This is a genomic window from Caballeronia novacaledonica (assembly GCF_900258035.1).
GTDB lineage: Bacteria > Pseudomonadota > Gammaproteobacteria > Burkholderiales > Burkholderiaceae > Caballeronia > Caballeronia novacaledonica.
Map to the genome: position 1 here is coordinate 87,834 of NZ_OGTP01000020.1, position 17,426 is coordinate 105,259.

At 63.2% G+C, this 17,426-nt stretch carries 16 protein-coding genes and 1 tRNA gene; 5 read left to right on the top strand and 12 right to left on the bottom strand.

The window, feature by feature from the left end; genetic code table 11:
- Nucleotides 1–5 precede the first annotated feature (5 nt).
- The 6 genes from NOV72_RS24140 to def form a co-directional block, all read right to left on the bottom strand.
- Complete coding sequence (locus tag NOV72_RS24140; protein WP_106857072.1) at nt 6–602, bottom strand: DUF4390 domain-containing protein; 597 nt, start codon at nt 600–602, stop codon at nt 6–8.
- Nucleotides 599–1,987 carry a 16S rRNA (cytosine(967)-C(5))-methyltransferase RsmB gene (gene rsmB, locus NOV72_RS24145; protein ID WP_106857073.1) on the bottom strand — a complete coding sequence of 463 codons (1,389 nt, stop codon included), beginning with the start codon at nt 1,985–1,987 and terminating at the stop codon, nt 599–601. The genes NOV72_RS24140 and rsmB overlap by 4 nt, the downstream gene beginning before the upstream one ends.
- A gap of 152 nt (nt 1,988–2,139) precedes the next feature.
- Entirely contained in the window at nt 2,140–2,994 is an 855-nt protein-coding gene (gene htpX, locus NOV72_RS24150; RefSeq protein WP_106857074.1) for a zinc metalloprotease HtpX, read from the bottom strand.
- A 132-nt stretch (nt 2,995–3,126) separates the two neighbouring features.
- Nucleotides 3,127–3,774, bottom strand: a complete 648-nt coding sequence (locus tag NOV72_RS24155; protein WP_106857075.1) for a LysE family translocator — start codon at nt 3,772–3,774, stop codon at nt 3,127–3,129.
- Between the two features lie 82 nt (nt 3,775–3,856).
- Nucleotides 3,857–4,834, bottom strand: a complete 978-nt coding sequence (fmt, locus tag NOV72_RS24160; RefSeq protein ID WP_106857076.1) for a methionyl-tRNA formyltransferase — start codon at nt 4,832–4,834, stop codon at nt 3,857–3,859.
- Between the two features lie 3 nt (nt 4,835–4,837).
- Complete coding sequence (gene def / locus NOV72_RS24165; RefSeq protein ID WP_106857077.1) at nt 4,838–5,341, bottom strand: peptide deformylase; 504 nt, start codon at nt 5,339–5,341, stop codon at nt 4,838–4,840.
- A gap of 200 nt (nt 5,342–5,541) precedes the next feature.
- On the opposite strand from def, the gene dprA reads away from it, so the two are divergent.
- The 3 genes from dprA to NOV72_RS24180 all read left to right on the top strand — a co-directional run bounded on the left by dprA (nt 5,542) and on the right by NOV72_RS24180 (nt 10,015).
- Complete coding sequence (gene dprA, locus NOV72_RS24170) at nt 5,542–6,750, top strand: DNA-processing protein DprA (protein ID WP_106857105.1); 1,209 nt, start codon at nt 5,542–5,544, stop codon at nt 6,748–6,750.
- Nucleotides 6,751–6,823: 73 nt separating this feature from the next.
- Nucleotides 6,824–7,201: a thioredoxin family protein gene (locus tag NOV72_RS24175; RefSeq protein ID WP_106857106.1), complete on the top strand. Its 378-nt coding sequence runs from the start codon at nt 6,824–6,826 to the stop codon at nt 7,199–7,201.
- A gap of 168 nt (nt 7,202–7,369) precedes the next feature.
- Nucleotides 7,370–10,015: a DNA topoisomerase III gene (locus NOV72_RS24180; RefSeq protein ID WP_106857078.1), complete on the top strand. Its 2,646-nt coding sequence runs from the start codon at nt 7,370–7,372 to the stop codon at nt 10,013–10,015.
- A 79-nt stretch (nt 10,016–10,094) separates the two neighbouring features.
- On the opposite strand, the gene NOV72_RS24185 is transcribed toward NOV72_RS24180, so the two are convergent.
- Complete coding sequence (locus NOV72_RS24185) at nt 10,095–11,174, bottom strand: LysR family transcriptional regulator (RefSeq protein ID WP_106857079.1); 1,080 nt, start codon at nt 11,172–11,174, stop codon at nt 10,095–10,097.
- Between the two features lie 341 nt (nt 11,175–11,515).
- Nucleotides 11,516–13,387: a phosphoenolpyruvate carboxykinase (GTP) gene (locus NOV72_RS24190; protein ID WP_106857080.1), complete on the bottom strand. Its 1,872-nt coding sequence runs from the start codon at nt 13,385–13,387 to the stop codon at nt 11,516–11,518.
- A 487-nt stretch (nt 13,388–13,874) separates the two neighbouring features.
- On the opposite strand from NOV72_RS24190, the gene NOV72_RS24195 reads away from it, so the two are divergent.
- Nucleotides 13,875–14,891, top strand: coding sequence for a D-2-hydroxyacid dehydrogenase family protein (locus NOV72_RS24195; protein WP_106857081.1), 1,017 nt, complete (start codon nt 13,875–13,877; stop codon nt 14,889–14,891).
- A gap of 15 nt (nt 14,892–14,906) precedes the next feature.
- Here the strand turns inward: NOV72_RS24195 and NOV72_RS24200 are convergent, their stop codons facing one another.
- Genes NOV72_RS24200 through NOV72_RS24210 form a run of 3 tightly spaced genes read right to left on the bottom strand, consistent with a single transcriptional unit; the run spans nt 14,907 to nt 16,671 of the window.
- Nucleotides 14,907–15,383, bottom strand: coding sequence for an OsmC family protein (locus tag NOV72_RS24200; protein ID WP_106857082.1), 477 nt, complete (start codon nt 15,381–15,383; stop codon nt 14,907–14,909).
- A 10-nt stretch (nt 15,384–15,393) separates the two neighbouring features.
- Complete coding sequence (locus NOV72_RS24205) at nt 15,394–16,263, bottom strand: patatin-like phospholipase family protein (protein WP_106857083.1); 870 nt, start codon at nt 16,261–16,263, stop codon at nt 15,394–15,396.
- Entirely contained in the window at nt 16,264–16,671 is a 408-nt protein-coding gene (locus NOV72_RS24210; protein WP_106857084.1) for a PaaI family thioesterase, read from the bottom strand.
- A gap of 148 nt (nt 16,672–16,819) precedes the next feature.
- Here NOV72_RS24210 and NOV72_RS24215 point away from each other — a divergent pair.
- A tRNA-Lys gene (locus NOV72_RS24215) sits at nt 16,820–16,895 on the top strand.
- 48 nt (nt 16,896–16,943) lie between these two features.
- Here NOV72_RS24215 and NOV72_RS24220 read toward each other — a convergent pair.
- Nucleotides 16,944–17,330 (bottom strand): DUF488 domain-containing protein, encoded by a 387-nt coding sequence (locus NOV72_RS24220; RefSeq protein ID WP_106857085.1) that lies wholly within the window; start codon nt 17,328–17,330, stop codon nt 16,944–16,946.
- Nucleotides 17,331–17,426 lie beyond the last annotated feature (96 nt).

The following is a 17,426-nucleotide window of genomic DNA, read 5'->3' on the forward strand; positions in this document are numbered from 1 at the left end:
GAAATCTATTTCGCACGTTCTGCCGCCGTAAATGTAAAACGCTTCCAGTCCGAGGAAAGGTTCCAGTCGCGATTGTTCACCGCGTCGATCTGGAACGGCTTGGGCATGAGTGCGATGTCGAGCTGCATGCGCACCGATGCGGTATAGGTTTCGCCGGCACGCACCTGGTTCCGGTCGATCACGTGCCACGAGGTCACATGCCGGATGACCGCGAGCGCCTCGTTGAGCGATGCGAAACGCAACTGCAGGCCGCCCGTCGATACACGATATTCGTTCGTGAGCGGCTGAAACGACAGGCGGATGCTCTGCGACACGTTGACCGGCTCTTCGTCGAACCAGTACCAGCGTGGCCGCGACAGATTGAAATCGATCGTGAAATAAAGCGGAACGCTGCGGTTCACGGCATCTTCGAGGCTGTTGTTCAGGTCGAAGTCGAAATGCGCGTCGAGACTCCAGCCGGCGTTGTCCGCTTGCAGCGACGCGCGCTGCACGGCGATCGTCTCCGCAAACGCCGGCTCGGCTGCAGCGAAAGTCAGCCAGAACGCCAGCGCAGTCCAGATGACGGCCGCGAGCCGAAGCGGAAAAAAGCGTTTGATCGTCACCGTTTCTGAAAGCGCGCGTAGAAGAATCCGTCGTGGTCCGCGAGATTTGTACCGTCCGGTGAGCCTCGTACCGCGCCCGCGCTTGCGCACGCCGCTGTCGGTAACAATTGCCCCGGCGCGTCCAATCGTACCGCATCTTCATGTTCGGTTCCAAACCAGCGGGCCTGCTCTTCGCCCTCCTCGGGAAAGATGGAACATGTCACGTAAAGCAGTTCGCCGCCCTTCGCGACGAGCGGCCACAGCGCGCTCACGATGCGCCGCTGTTCGGCGACGAGCGCCTCGATGTCCGACGGCCGCCGCAACCAGCGGATATCCGGATGACGACGCACGATGCCCGACGCCGAGCACGGCACGTCCGCGAGAATGCGGTCGAACGGCGCGCCGTCGAACCATTGCGCGGGATCGCCCGCGTCGCCCACTTTGATTTGCGCGTCGAGTTTCAGGCGCCTCAGATTCTGTTCGATGCGGCCCGAGCGCTCGGCATCGCTTTCGAGCGCGATCAGATCGACGTTCGCGAGTTCGAGGATATGCCCCGTCTTGCCGCCCGGCGCGGCGCACGCGTCGAGCACGCGCATGCCGTCTGTCGCGCCGAGCAGTTGCGCCGCGCGTTGCGCGCCCGCGTCCTGCACCGACACGACGCCTTCGTCGAATCCCGGAATGCGATCGACGGGCATCGGCGTTTTCAGGCGCACCGCGTGAAGGCCCGCGGCTTCGGCTTCGATATGCGCTTCTTTAAGGCGCGCGAGATATTGATCGACGGTCGCGTGACGCGCATTCACACGCAATGTGAGCGGCCCCTGCGCGTTGCCCGCTTCAAGAATGCGCTCCCACGCTTCGGGCTGTCCGCGCTTCACGGCGTCGATCCACCATTGCGGATAATTCCAGCGCGCGACTTCGTTTTCGCGTGCTTCGTCGATCAGTGTGGCGCGCTCGCGCAGGAAGTTGCGCAGCACCGCGTTGACCAGACCCTTCGCGAACGAGAATTCGCGCCGCGCCGCGATCGCGTTCACCGCCTGATCGACGACGGTGAACGGCGCGTAGGCCGCGTGCGCTTCGTCGTCGGTCAGCAGCGTGAACGCGCAGACCAGCACGTTCGCCACGTGTGGCGGCGGCGCCTTCTTCACGAGCTTGTGCAGGAGCGCATCGGCGAGGGCGAGACGGCGCATCGCGCGATACGCGATGTCCTGCACCGCTCCGCGCGCCTCCGCGTGCTTCGCCGACGCGATGACCGTCTGCAACGCGGCCGGCAGCGCCGAGCCCGCGCGCACCGCGCCCACGGCCTGTGCCGCGCAATCGAGCGCGAACGCGAGCGAATCGGGCGCGAGATGGAGCGCGCTCAGTCGGGAATGCACGGCGGCGGGCCGGCGGGAAGGCTTGTCGGTCATGGCGAAACGGGAACGGTCGAGCGGCAAGCGGACGGCTTGCGTGAACGAGGATTGTAACGTGTGGGAATTGCGCGCCCGGACGCGCGGCGGCGGCGCAACAAAAAGGCCGCTCCGGCGTAACCGGAACGGCCTTCGTCAAGACAGCAAGTGCGTCAGATACGGCCCGTGCGCGCCATTTCCATCAGACGCGCGACGCGCTCTTCCGTCGCCGGGTGCGTCGAGAACAGATTCGCGATGCCGCCGCCCGAGAGCGGATTCATGATCATCATCTGCGCGGTCGCCGGATGCGCTTCCGCCGTCGGGAACGGCACGCCGGTCGCGTAGGCGTGAATCTTCTCCAGCGCGCTCGCGAGTGCTTGCGGGTCGCCCGAAATCTCCGCGCCGCCGCGGTCGGCTTCGAACTCGCGAGCACGGGAAATCGCCATCTGGATCAGCGCGCCCGCGATCGGCGCGAGAATCGCCACCAGAATGCTCGCGATCGGATTCGACGGACGGCCTTCGTCGTCACGTCCGCCGAAGAACATCGCGAAGTTCGCGAGCGCGGAGATCGCGCCGGCCATCGTCGCGGAGATCGTCGAGATCAGGATGTCGCGGTGCTTCACGTGCGCCAGTTCGTGCGCCATCACGCCGCGCATTTCGCGCTCGGACAGCACGCGCAGGATGCCTGTGGTCGCCGCGACCGCCGCGTGCTCGGGGTTGCGGCCCGTGGCGAACGCGTTCGGCGCGTCTTCGTTGATCAGGTAGACGCGCGGCATCGGCAATTGCGCGCGGGTGGCGAGCTCGCGCACCATGCGATAAAACTGCGGCGCGGTGGTTTCATCGACTTCCTGCGCGTTGTACATGCGCAGGACCATCTTGTCCGAGAACCAGTACGAAAAGAAATTCATGCCGAGCGCGATGATCAGCGCGAGCATCATGCCCTTCGATCCGCCGATCACACCGCCAATCACGACAAAGAGGGCCGTGATCGCAGCCATCAGCATCGCGGTTTTGACCCAGTTGAACATTTCCGAAGCTCCTCTCCCTGAATACGCTGCGCGAAGTGCGCGGTTGCCCCGGCCGACACGACCGGAGCGACGTTTGTAAGCAAAATGTTAGATAGGGACGTCCGTCAATAATTCAATCCGCCGCTGCGCGATTTATCGATGCGAGGTCGCGAGCTTGATGCCCAAGCCGACGAACGCACTGCCGACGCCGCGATCCAGCCACTTCTTCACGCCCGATTTGCCCGCGAAGCGCTCGGTGACGCTGCCCGCGATCCACGCGACAAAACTGTTCCAAACGGTGCTCATCGCGATGAAAACAACGCCGAGCGCGAGAAACGCCAGCGTCTTATGCTGGCTGTCCGCAGCGACGAACTGCGGAAAGAACGACACGAAGAACAGCACGACTTTCGGGTTCAGCACATTCGTGACGAAGCCTTGCGCGAAAAGCTGGAGCAAGGATTTCGGCGCGGCTTTTTCGTCGGCTTGCGCCTGGCGCGGGCTGTCCGCATCGTCGTGCTTCGCGAAAATGAGGCGCACGCCGAGATAAATCAGATAAATCGCGCCGGCGATTTTGATGACGGTGAACGCCGTCGCGGAGGCGGCGAGAATCGCCGTCAAACCGAACGCGCAGGCGAGCGTATGAACGATGCAGCCGGCCGAAATGCCGAGCGCCGACACGATGCCCGCGCCGCGCCCTTGCGCGACACTGCGCCCGACGATGTACGCCGTATCGGGACCGGGCGTGACATTGAGAAGAAATACGGCGACGAGGAAGAAGGCAAAACCGGTGATGCCGAGCATCGAAGACTCCAGACGGGCGGGCGCGTTGACAGCCGTTTATTTTAGCGCCGCGTCCGGTCTGGCGTCCCCGGTCTGGCGTCCCTCAACGCAGCGCGAAACGCTGGCCTTTCGCGAGCGGCGCGCCCGCGAGAAATTCGCGCGCCGGCAGGCGTTTGCCGCCGGGTTTCTGCAATTGCGTGAGCTTCAACGCGCCGCCTCCGCCGCAAATCACGACGATGCCGTCCGATGAAACCTCGGCGATCGTGCCCGCTTCCGCGCCCGATGAAACCTCGACCGGCTGCGCGGCCCAGATCTTGATCGCGGTGTCGTCGAGCGTGCCGAACGCGCCGGGAAACGGATCGAACGCGCGAATCTGACGGGCGAGTTCTTCCGCCGGACGCCGCCAGTCGAGCGCGGCCTCGTTCTTGGCGATCTTTTCGGCGTAGGTCGTGCCGTCGTCGGGCTGCGGCGTGGACGGCAGCGAGCCGTCGCGTTCGAGATCACGCAATCCCGCGACGATCAGCTCGGCGCCCATGTGCGCGAGGCGATCGTGCAGCGTGGCGGTGGTGTCGTCGGGGAGAATGGGCGTGCGGGCTTCGCGGATCATCGCGCCGGTATCGAGGCCGGCGTCCATCTGCATCAGCGTGATGCCGGTTTCGGCGTCGCCCGCTTCGATCGCGCGATGGATCGGCGCGGCGCCACGCCAGCGCGGCAACAGCGAAGCGTGGATGTTGATCGCGCCGCGCGGCGGAACATCCAGCACTTCCTGCGGCAGGATGAGCCCGTAAGCGGCGACGACCATCACGTCGTGCGGCGTTGCGCGCAACAGGTCGATGGCTTCGGCCGCCTCTTGCGGATATTTGCCCGCGCGCCGCAACGAAGCGGGTTGCGCGACCTTCAGACCATGTTCGACAGCGAAGCGCTTGACCGGGCTCGCCGTCAGCTTCATGCCGCGTCCGGCGGGCCGGTCGGGCTGCGTGAGCACGAGCGGCACCGAAAATCCCGCCGCGTGAATGGCCGCGAGCGCGGCGGCGGCGAATTCCGGCGTACCGGCGAAAACCACGCGCAACGATTGAGTCATCGGTTACAGCGCCTTTTCCAGCTTCTTCATCTTGCCGCGGATGCGCGTCTGCTTGAGCTGCGACAGATACTCGACGAACACATGCCCGGCCAGGTGATCCATCTCGTGCTGGATGCAGACCGCGAGCAAGCCGTCGCAATCGAGCTCGAAGGTTTCGCCCTTCTCGTTCAGCGCCTTCACGCGCACTTTGTCCGGACGTTCGACGAAATCGTAAATGCCGGGGACCGAGAGGCAGCCCTCTTCCCATTCCTTCTTCTCGTTGCTCGTCCAGACGAGTTCCGGGTTGATGAACACCATGAGCTGATCGTGCGCGTCTGAGACATCGATCACGATCACGCGCTCGTGCACGTCCACCTGCGTCGCGGCGAGGCCGACGCCGGGCGCGGCGTACATGGTTTCGGCCATGTCGGCGACGAGCTTGCGGATGCGGTTGTCGACCACGGCGACGGGCTTCGCCACCTTGTTCAGCCGCTTGTCCGGGTAGTTGAGTATCTTGAGCAGAGCCATGATTCGGATTGTCTACGCGCGCCGCGACGCGTGTAAATCGGCCATTCGGCCAGGTTGCGGGTGAGTGGCGGCATGCCGAAAGATATGCGGGTGAATCTCGTTGATTCAACGCCGCCGGCAAGCGGCCAATGGGCGTCGCGTCGGGCTGTGGACCTCGCCTGCGCGACCTTTCTTTTCTGTTCCGGATCAAAAATCTTAACATGACGACCGCCGACCTGCCGACCGGGGAAGCCGCCCCGACACTCGATGCCGACGAACTGCGCGCGTGGCTGCGCCTCGCGCACGCGAAGGGATTGCGGCCGCTCGCGCTGCGCGCGTTGCTCGCCGCTTTCGGCGGTCCGCGCGAAGTTTTGTCGGAGAGCTTTGCGTCGCTCGCCGAAACCGCCGACGCCCGCGCCGCCGAAGCCGCGCTCGCGCCGCCGGAAGATGTCGAAGGCGTTCCCTTCGACGACTATATTGAAGCGGTTCTGGCGTGGGCGTCCGAACCGTGCAACCACATTCTGACGCTCGCGGACGCGACCTATCCGCAGGCGCTGCTCACGATGCCGGACCCGCCGCCGCTGCTCTATGCGAAAGGCCGGCTCGATCTGCTTCAGGCGCGCGCGGTGGCGATCGTCGGAAGCCGGAACGCCTCGCCGCAAGGACTCGAAGACGCGCGCCGCTTTGCTCGCGCGCTGTCGGATGCGGGGCTTGCTGTGGTCTCCGGTCTGGCGCTCGGCATCGATGCCTCCGCGCATCGCGGTGCGCTGGAAGGCGCCACGGGCACGGTTTCGGTGATCGGCACGGGCGCGGATCTGGTCTATCCGGCGGCGCATCACACGCTTGCGCATGAACTTGCCCGCGACGGCGCGATTCTTTCCGAATGGCCGCTCGGCACGCCCGCGCGCTCCGCCAATTTCCCGCAGCGAAACAGACTGATCGCGGGCATGTCGGGCGGCGTGCTGATCGTCGAGGCTGCGATGCGTTCCGGCTCGCTCATCACCGCCCGGCTCGCCAACGAAATGGGGCGCGATGTCTTCGCGATTCCCGGCTCGATTCACGCGCCGCTTTCGCAAGGTTGTCATCGGCTGATCAAGCAGGGGGCGAAGCTCGTCGAGACGCCGGAAGACGTGCTCGAAGAGTTCGGCATCCCGACAGCGACGGCAAGCGCGGCGGCGCAACGCGCCAGGTCGCGTCCGGTCAGCGCGTCGTGGGCGTCGGCGCGGCTTTCCGAAGCCGAATTCGCGATGAACGGCGACGCCGAGCGCGTTCTCGGCGCGCTCGGCCACGCGCCCGCGACGCTTGAAATCCTCGCGATGCGCACTGATCTGGATGGCGCGGTGCTCCAGAGCGCGCTGCTGCAGCTCGAACTGTCGGGCCGCGTGGCCGCGCTTGCGGGCGGCCGCTACACGGCGGTGGAGCGCTCGTGACGCCGCGTCGTGCTACATTCGCGGAAAAATGAGCAATCCCGCAGTCGATACCAATAAGGATTTCGCACCCGCCATGTCCGCGCTGAATCTCGATACCGATGCCGATCGCATCGCGGAGCGCGTCGCCGTTCCCGGCACGCTATTCGTCGCCTGCCTGTGCGCGGAATGGTGCGGAACGTGTCGCGAATATCGCGAAGGATTCGACAAGCTGGCGGCCGCGCATCCGGATATCTGCTTCGCCTGGATCGATATCGAGAACCACGCCGACCGCTTCGACGACCTCGACGTGGAAAATTTTCCTACCATCCTGATCGAGGACTCGGTGACGACGCGTTTCTTCGGCACGGTGCTGCCGCAGGTGTCGATCGTCGAGCGGATGCTGACTGATCTGACCGCGCTGCCGGGCATGGTCGGCGCACCGAAACTGCGCCCGGCACTTGCTACGGCCTGATTGCGACGCACGCGAAACGCGCATCTTGCGCTTCTCGCCGTGCGCTCCGCGAACCGGATATTGAATCGCCCCGTTTCCAGCTTCGACGCCCGCCGCGCAAAGCGTGTGCTATAAAGCGGTCGTTAAAGCAGTCCAAACCGGGCTGCTGCCAGTTACCCACTTTTTGTCATGTCCAAAGCCCTGATCATCGCTGAGAAGCCCTCCGTCGCGAACGACATCGCGCGTGCGCTGGGCGGCTTCACCAAGCATGACGAGTACTACGAGAGCGACGACTACGTGCTCTCGTCCGCGGTCGGCCACCTGCTCGAGATCGCCGCACCGGAAGAGTACGACGTCAAGCGCGGCAAATGGAGCTTCGCCAATCTGCCGGTCATTCCGCCGCATTTCGACCTGAATCCGATCGCGAAGAGCGAGTCGCGCCTGAAGGTGCTGACGAAGCTGATGAAGCGCAAGGATATCGAGCGCCTCATCAACGCATGCGACGCGGGGCGCGAAGGCGAGCTGATTTTCCGCCTGATCGCGCAGCACGCGAAAGCGAAACAGCCGGTGCAACGGCTGTGGCTGCAATCGATGACGCCCGCCGCGATCCGCGAAGGCTTCGCGAACCTGCGCAGCGACGCCGACATGCAGCCGCTCGCCGACGCGGCCCGCTGCCGTTCGGAAGCGGACTGGCTCGTCGGCATCAACGGCACGCGCGCGATGACCGCGTTCAACAGCAAGGGCGGCGGCTTCTTCCTGACGACCGTCGGCCGCGTTCAGACACCAACGTTGTCTATCGTCGTCGAACGTGAGGAGAAAATCCGCCGATTCGTTCCGCGCGACTACTGGGAAGTGCGCGCCGAATTCATCGCCGCGAAGGGTCTGTACGAAGGCCGCTGGTTCGACCCGAAGTTCAAGCGCGTCGAAAACGATCCCGAACAGCGCGACTCGCGCCTGTGGAGTCTCGCGGCGGCGGAAACCGTCGTCGCGGCGTGCCGCGGCAAGACGGGCATCGTGACGGAGGAATCGAAGCCGTCGACGCAAATGTCGCCGCTGCTCTTCGATCTGACCAGCTTGCAGCGCGAAGCCAACGGCCGCTTCGGCTTTTCGGCGAAGAACACGCTCGGCCTCGCGCAAGCGCTGTACGAAAAGCACAAGGTCCTGACTTATCCGCGTACCGATTCGCGCGCGCTCCCCGAGGACTACATGAGCACGGTCAAGGACACGATGACCATGCTCAAGGAGAGCAACAACTATCTGCCGTTCGCAAAGCAGGTGCTCGACAAGGGCTGGGTGAAACCGAACAAGCGCATCTTCGATAATTCGAAGATCAGCGATCACTTCGCCATCATCCCGACGCTGCAGGCGCCGAAATCGCTGTCGGAGCCCGAGCAGAAGCTGTACGACCTCGTCGTGAAGCGTTTCCTGTCGGTGTTCTTCCCGGCGGCGGAATATCTCGTGACCACGCGCATCACCGAAGTCTCGGGGCATCACTTCAAGACGGAAGGCAAGGTGCTCGTCGAGCCGGGCTGGCTGCAGATCTACGGCCGCGAAGCCGCGGGCGAAGACGGCAATCTCGTGCCGGTGCAGAAGGACGAAAAGGTCGATGTCGAAAAGGTCCAGGCGCATGGCCTCGTGACCAAGCCGCCCGCGCGCTACAACGAAGCGTCACTGCTTTCGGCGATGGAAGGCGCGGGCAAGCTCGTCGAAGACGAAGAACTGCGCGACGCGATGGCCGCGAAGGGCCTCGGCACGCCGGCCACGCGCGCGGCGATCATCGAAGGTCTGCTCGGCGAGAAGTACATGGTGCGCGAAGGCCGCGAACTCATTCCGACAGCCAAGGCGTTCCAGTTGATGACGTTGCTGCGCGGACTCGGCGTCGAGGAACTCACCGCGCCGGAATTGACCGGTCAGTGGGAACACAAGCTGTCGCAGATGGAGCGCGGCAACCTGCATCGCGACGCGTTCATGCAGGAAATCGCGCGCATGACGCAAACCATCGTCAAGCGGGCGAAGGAGTACGACTCCGACACGATCCCCGGCGATTACGCGACGCTCGAAACGCCGTGCCCGAACTGCGGCGCGCAAGTGAAGGAAAACTATCGCCGTTTCGCGTGCACGAAGTGCGAGTTCTCGATCTCGAAGATTCCCGGCGGCCGGCAGTTCGAAATCCCGGAAGTCGAGGAATTGCTGCGCGAGAAAACCATCGGACCGCTGTCGGGCTTTCGCAGCAAGATGGGCCGTCCGTTCTCGGCCATTCTCAAACTCTCGCTCGACGACGAAATCAAGAATTACAAGCTCGAATTCGACTTCGGTCAGGATTCCGGCGGCGAAGACGGCGAACCGCCCGATTTCTCCGAGCAAACGCCGGTCGGCGCATGTCCGAAGTGCCAGTCGCGCGTGTTCGAGCACGGCATGAGCTACGTGTGCGAGAACTCGGTGTCGAACCCGAAGACGTGCGACTTCCGCTCCGGCAAGGTGATTCTCCAGCAGGAAATCGGCCGCGAGCAGATGGAAAAGCTGCTGAACGAAGGCCGCACGGATCTGCTGACGAACTTCAAGTCGTCGCGCACCGGACGCAACTTCAAGGCGTATCTCGTGAAGCAGCCGGACGGGAAAATCGGCTTCGAGTTCGAGAAGAAGGAAGGCAAGCCGGCGGCGAAGACGGCGGCGAAACGCGGCGCGGCGGCGGAAGCCCAGGCCGACAGCGGCGATGAAAGCGGCGATAGCGATGTCGCCGTAGCCGCCAAGACCACGTCCGCGAAGACTGCGGCGAAGAAAGCGCCCGCGAAGAAAGCGGCCGCGAAGAAGACCGCGGCGAAGAAAGCGAGCTGATCGCGCTTCCTGGCCGCTGAAGAGAAAAACCCCGCGAATCGCTTCGCGGGGTTTTTCATTTGCGCTTCGCGCGAGCCTTTCAGAAGGGCGAAGCCGCCGGCAGGCGCCCGCGCGACCGCGAAGGCTTCGACAGCTTCGGCGCCAGTTCACCGTCGATCGGGCGCGCGCGCGGCGCGGGCGTCGCGGCTTCGTCGGCGTGATCGTAGTGCTGATGCGCGCCCGGTCTGCCGCGGCCATCGCGAATCCATTGCTCGCCGAGCTGATGATTCGGCGTCTGGCTGAAATGCTCGACGAGATGATCGATGAACGTGCGCACCTTCGCCGGCAAATGACGTCGGCTCGGATACGCGACGTTGATCTCGACCTGCGGCAATTGATAATCGCCGAGCAGGCGCACGAGCTGGCCGCGCGTCGTGTCGTTGCCGATCAGATAGCTCGGCAAAATCGCGATGCCCATGCCGAGCAGCGCGAACTGCCGCAGCATTTCGGTGTTGTTCGCGATGATCACGTTCTGCGGCCGCACGCGTACTTCGCCTTCCGGACCGGTGAACACGCGCTCGTCGCCCCAGTATTCCGACGGCAGGCTCAAACACGGATGCTCGAGCAGATGCTCGGGACGCGTCGGCGTGCCGTGCGTTTCCAGATACGCAGGCGTCGCGCAGACGGTCATGCAGCCGGTCGTCAGCCGCCGCGTGACGACACTCGCGCTCTTCACCTGCCGCGCGATGACGATGCCGACATCGAAACCTTCCTCGACCAGATCGACCTGACGGTCCACGAGCGTCACGTCCGGCACGACCTTCGGATAGCGCTGTGCATACGTCTGTAACACGGGCGCGAGATTATGCAGACCGAACACGACGGGCGCGACGATCCTGAGCGAACCGAGCGGTTCGTGATTGCGCGCCACCACCATCTGTTCGACATCTTCCAGCTCGTCGAGAATTTGCCGCGCCCGCTCCAGATAAACCTGGCCGGACTCGGTGAGCGAGAGGCTGCGCGTCGTGCGGTTGAGCAGGCGCGTGCCGAGGCGGCCTTCCAGGTCCGCGACGTGGCGCGTAGCCACCGCATTGGAGATGTCCATCGCGCTCGCGGCCCGGGCGAAACTCCCGAGATCGGCGACGCGGACGAACACCCTCATCGACTGCAAATGATCCATAAAGACAACTCCTGCCGCTAGGACGGCTCGAATTCTGCTGCAAAGCAATTCAGGATTATCCTAGGACCAGCGCTTTTGTGCAGAAGTTGCCGGGAAGCACGAAAAAGTCGAAAAAAATCTGGTAGTTAGACGCGTTACGCGGATGAAAGATCGCCGACTGTTGCCATTCGCACAACAGGCAATCAGGAAAATTCCGATTCACGGAACACTGAAAATACTGGCCACGCTAATTTTGACGGCGTAGGCGATCAAAAAATCGGGCCCGACGATGCGGGCCCGAAATTTGGGGATTGATTCAGTTTATGAGACAAAGCCCGCGCGGAATGTCGCGGGCGACTCGCTCATGCAGCCAGGCGTTTCTCCATTCCGGCCTTGGCTTTGGTCAGCGCTTCCGGCAAACCGTGCTTGAGTTTCGTGAAAAGCTCGTCGTGCAGGGCGAGTTCGTCGCGCCAGGCGGCGTCGTTGACCGATATGACCTGCTCGAACTGCTCCCGCGTGAAACCGAGCGCGCCCCAGTCGATGTCCTCGTAACCCGGCGAAATGCCGAACGCGTGCTCTTCGCCCTTCGCCGTGCCCTCGATGCGGCCGATCATCCAGTTCAGCACGCGCATGTTCTCGCCGAAGCCCGGCCACACGAACTTGCCGTCGTCGCCCTTGCGGAACCAGTTGACGCAGAAGAACTTCGGCACGGTCGCGTCCATCGCTTCGAGACGCTCGCCCATTTTCAGCCAATGGCCGAAATAATCGGCCATGTTGTAGCCGCAGAACGGCAACATCGCAAACGGGTCGCGGCGCACGACGCCCTGCTGCCCCGCGGCGGCGGCCGTGGTTTCGGAGCCCATGGTGGCGGCCATGTAGACGCCTTCGTTCCAGTCGCGCGCTTCGGTGACGAGCGGCACGGTGTTCGAGCGGCGTCCGCCGAAGATGAACGCGTCGATCGGCACGCCGGCCGGGTTTTCCCAGTCCGGATCGATCGACGGACACTGCGACGCCGGCGCCGTGAAGCGCGCGTTCGGATGCGCGGCTTTCGCGCCCGTCTCCTTCGCGATTTCCGGCGTCCAGTCGCGGCCCTGCCAGTCGATCAGATGCGCGGGCGGCGCGTCGCTCATGCCTTCCCACCAGACATCGCCGTCGTCGGTCAGTGCGACGTTGGTGAAAATCACGTTCTCCTTCAGCGTCGCCATGGCATTGAAGTTGGTCTTTTCGCTGGTGCCGGGCGCCACGCCGAAATAACCAGCTTCCGGATTGATCGCGTAGAGACGGCCGTCGTGGCCCGGTTTGATCCACGCGATGTCGTCGCCGATCGTCGTCACTTTCCAGCCGTCGAGATCGCTCGGCGGGATCAGCATCGCGAAATTGGTCTTGCCGCACGCCGACGGAAACGCCGCCGCGACGTGATATTTGCGCCCTTGCGGCGATGTCACGCCGAGAATCAGCATGTGCTCGGCGAGCCAGCCTTCGTCGCGGCCCATGGTCGACGCGATGCGCAGCGCGAAACACTTCTTGCCGAGCAGCGCGTTGCCGCCATAGCCGGAGCCGAAGCTCCAGATTTCACGCGATTCCGGAAAATGAACGATGTACTTCGTGTCGTTGCACGGCCAGGGCACGTCCTTGCGGCCATCGGCGAGCGGCGCGCCGACCGAATGCACGCACGGCACGAACTCGCCGTCCGTGCCGAGCACGTCGTACACGGCGCGGCCCATGCGCGTCATGATGCGCATGTTCGTCACGACGTACGGGCTGTCCGACAATTCGACGCCGATATGCGCGATCGGCGAGCCGAGCGGACCCATCGAAAACGGCACGACGTACATCGTGCGGCCGCGCATCGAGCCGTCGAAGAGGCCGTCGAGCGTGACGCGCATATCCTGCGGATCGATCCAGTTGTTCGTCGGGCCGGCATCCTCGCGGCGCTGCGAGCAGATGAACGTGCGGTCTTCGACGCGCGCCACGTCCGAGGGATCGGAGCATGCGAGGAAGGAATTCGGGCGCTTCTCGGGGTTGAGCTTCTTCATCGTGCCGGCTTCGACCATCTGCTGGCAGAGCCGGTCGTATTCTTCCTGCGAACCGTCGCACCATTCGATGCGATCCGGCTTTGTCAGGGCCGCGACCTGCTGAACCCATTCGACGAGTCTTCGGTGCCGGACATAGGCCGGCGCTTCGATATCGACGGCACTTTTATTGTTGTCTTCGACTACTGCGGGCTGGTTCATCGAGCTGTCTCCGTTCTTGCAATGAAAACCGGTCGCCCAACTGACGCTGCATGCGAGAGGCGTTTGCGACTCGAACCGCCGGGCGCTTTCGTGCGCTTCTTTAACGCGCTTTCATCGCACGAAATGCGGTTCGCGAGCCAATGCGACGTCAACGGGCCTGAATTCTTTACATGCAAACCATAACGTTCGCGGCTTGCGTCACAAAGGAACAAACTGTTAAAAAGAGATACTAAGTGGCCTGTCTCTTCGCGGATCATCGTGTTTTCCGCTACTTGCGCTGAATATCCTTCTTTATTGGCGCGGACGTATGATGCTCCCGAAAAATGGGGAGTCAAGCATAACACCGCCGTGCGTGAACGATGTGATGCGGCGCGATAAAGCGGAATAGAGCGCAATTTATCGGTATTTACCCGAATTTAAGTACTCCATTCTCGCCCTCCAAAAAAAAGCAGCACGTTTGATGCCTAACAAAAGCCAATCAATGCCCATGAAAATCGCCATTCTCGACGACTACCAGGATGCCGTACGGAAGCTCGATTGTTTCCATTTGCTCGATGACCATGAGGTCAAGGTCTTCAACAACACGGTGCGTGGTCTCGGGCAGTTGGCCAGCAGGCTGGCGGAGGTGGATGCGCTCGTGCTGATTCGCGAACGCACGCGCATCAGCTCTCAATTGCTCGATAAATGCCCGAAACTGCGCATGATCAGCCAGACAGGGCGCGCAGGCGGCGGTCATATCGATGTCGATGCCTGTACGGAACGCGGCATTGCGGTGCTGGAGGGCACGGGCTCGCCGGTCGCGCCTGCGGAACTGACGTGGGCGCTCATCATGTCGGCGCAGCGGCGCATTCCGCAATACGTCGCGAACCTGAAGCAAGGCGCGTGGCAGCAGTCGGGGCTGAAGACGTCCGCGCTGCCGCCGAATTTCGGTCTCGGTCAGGTGCTGCGCGGACAAACGCTCGGCATCTGGGGCTACGGCAAGATCGGCAAACTGGTGGCAGGTTACGGCAAGGCGTTCGGCATGAACGTGCTCGTCTACGGCCGCGAGCATTCGCAAAGCGCGGCGCGCGAAGATGGCTTCGCTGTCGCCGAAAGCCGCGAGGCACTGTTCGAGCAAAGCGACGTGCTGACGCTGCATCTGCGTCTGACCGATGAAACGCTCGGCATCGTCAAACAGGACGATCTGATGCGCATGAAGCCGACCGCGCTTTTCGTCAACACGAGCCGCGCAGAACTGCTCGAAGAGAACGCGCTGCTCAATTCGCTGCATCACAACCGGCCGGGCATGGTTGCCGTCGATGTCTTCGAGAGCGAGCCGATTCTGCAAGGCTACGGCCTGCTGCGTCTCGAGAACGTGATCTGCACGCCGCACATCGGCTATGTGGAGCGCGAGAGCTACGAACTGTATTTCGGCGCGGCGTTCAGGAACATCCTCGCGTTCAATGCGGGCGACACGTCGAGCGTTTTCAATAAAGAAGCGCTTCAGCACGTGCGCCGGCGTTGAGCTTCGGCGCCAGATTCAGACGGTCGATATCTCGATCGATGGCTCGCAGCGCACCGGAAAATTCACCGAGTTGGCGATGAAACAGAAACGGTGCGCGTCCTCGTGCAGACGCGCGGCGAGATCGGCGTCGCCGCCCGCGCCGATAGTCACGCGCGGGCGCAGCAGCACATCGACGAAGCGCCCGTCGCCCTTCGACTCTTCCTGCATCGTGCCGATGGCTTCATCGACATAACCCGTCACGACGACCTCGTTCGTCGCGCACAGGTGCAAATACCAGAGCATGTGGCACGACGACACCGACGCCACGAACAACTCCTCCGGATTGTGGCGCGCCGGATCGCCACGAAATGCCGGATCGCTCGACGCCTCGATCGCGGTCTTCGCGCCGATGCGCACGAGATGATCTCGCGAGTACGCGTCGTAAGCCGAAGTGCCGGAACCGAGATTGCCCGTCCAGTCGACGGTCAGTTCGTATGTGTGCTTCTTCGTCACGGTCTGCTCCTCAAGCGGGATGCGAAGCGGTTTCCATCAGACGCGGAAGGCGTTCGAGAAAATCCTCGCCGTCCGCGCGGCCCAGATCATAAGCATGTTGCATCTGGGACGGGCTCGTATAGTCCCAGCTCGAAATCGGCACCTTGCGCGATGGCTGGATATAGATGCGCCTCTGCTCGCCGTGCGGCACGACGAACATGCGCTCGCGCGGGTAGAGACGCGTGACCATCACGAGGACGAGACCCGGCGAGGCATCGAGCGCGGCGACCGGGACGTTGTCGACCATGCCGCCGTCGAGGACGGGACGGCCGTTGCGTCGCAGGATCGGCGTGAACGGCGGCGTGCTCGACGATTGCAGAATGAGATCGGCGAGATCTTCGACCGTCGCGCATTCCTGCGCTTTCACGAACTCGGGATGAAAACCGAGCGCCTGCCCGAGCGTCGGATGCAGCGTCTTGCGGACATATTTCTCGATGTTGTACGCGATCAGCCCCGCCGCGACCGCGCTGCGCGCGCCGAGCCAGCGCGGCAGATGCGACACGCCGATGCGAATTTCGGGCGCCTTCGTAAGTTCGTGGAAACGATCCGCGAAGATGTCGAGCAGCGCTCGCCGATAGATGCGGTAATGCGGAAACACGGATTGTCCGCGCAGCAGGTTGCCCCAGTAGGCGTTTCGCGTGTTGTCGCGCAGCGCGTGGGCGTAGTAGTCCATGACCCAGCGCGACTCGTTCGTGTAGAGCATGCAGGCGGTGGCCGCCCCCGCCGATATCCCCGTGATGATGCGCGGCGTGAGATTCAGTTCCGGCCGGATGACGTCCCAGAAACCGGCTTGCCACCAACATCGGTTGCCGCCGCCAGCGAATACGACTTGGTCGAACATTTACTTGTTGATGAGCGCGTAGGTGGTTGTCGCGTGAGCGGCGAGTTCGCCCTGGTCGTCGTGCATGTCGATTTCGCCGAAGACGAGGTTGCGGCCGCGACGCTGGATGCAGGCGGTGATCAGCACGTCGCCGGTTTTTACGGGGCGCATGAAGGTCGTGTTGAGCGACACGGTGGTCATCGGCGAGAAGCCGCCCATGACGTGCGAGACGGCGACGACCATCGCGGTATCGGCGGCGGCCATGAAAACCTGCCCACAGATGACGCCGCCCGCGTGACGCAAGTGATCCGAATACGGCAAACGCAGCGTGACGGCATTCTCGGCGATCGTTTCGGGCACGAGTCGCAACTCCTTGACCCACGGGGCGAGGATGCTGTCGAGCAAGGCGCTGATGGCGGTTTCGTCCATGGTTGCGTTTCCTGGGGATGCGTCATGATACCGGGCCGGAAGTGACGCGCGGATGCGCCGACTGGAAGGATTCGTCGGAAATCTACGAATTTTTTCGCGCGGGGGCTTGTGCTTCTGCAAAAGAACCCGCTATAATTTCGCTTCTGTTGGGGCGTTAGCTCAGTTGGTAGAGCAGCGGACTCTTAATCCGTAGGTCGAGTGTTCGAGTCACTCACGCCCCACCACCAGATTCAAAGGGCTGCGCAACCGCGCAGCCCTTTTTCATTTCCGCGTCAAATCACCTCCGCCCCCCGCGCCGCCAGCAACTCCCGCAGCACCGAGCGATGACACCGCGCTTCATCCTCGCAATAACACCCCACCGACATATTCGTCCGATGCGATAGCGCCGCGAGCAGGTCAAGCGTCTTGCTCGCATCCGGCTGCGCCATCTGCGCCTTGAATTTCTTCACGAACGCGCGCCACGCCTTGTCGTCCTCGGCGTGAAGCGCTTCCGCGACCAAATCCTGCGTCGGCGAAAGCACCGGATACCACACGTCATAAAAATCGCGCTTCGCGAAATCAGCCTTCGGCACCCCGCGCGGCGGCCGTCGCACCGTGCCGATGCGCAATCCCTCGTTTTCCGCGCGCGGGGTGCCAAGTCTCACGATTCGAATCGCCATCAACTTTCTCCTTGTCCACAAAAGCATAACCGCCGACAACACTTTGAAAGCTCCCGCGCGTCCTCGCAGCGAAATCCGTCATCTTCCCGTATCGTT